Annotated in this window: 1 protein-coding gene; it reads left to right on the plus strand. The window is 43.8% G+C overall.

All coding sequences use genetic code 11. The annotated features are described in order from the left end of the window. On the plus strand, nucleotides 1-208 hold a 208-nt coding region (locus tag ACVCXO_RS13935; RefSeq protein ID WP_452230197.1), incomplete at both ends, for a hypothetical protein.

Raw genomic sequence — 208 nt, forward strand, 5'->3', positions numbered from 1 at the left:
TTTTAACCTCCGGAAACGCAGCTTTTACTATGACAGCAACTTGTGATGGCGGAACCGCAAATATAACCGGAGATCTTGGCGGAAGCTTTACGTTTAATCCAATACCAACCGATGGTGCAACAATAAACGCAACTAGCGGAACAGTAACTAATGGAATTTCTGGAACAACCTATACTATAGAATACACGAGTCCAGGAACCTGCGGAAC

The organism is Lacinutrix sp. MEBiC02404, assembly GCF_053601575.1.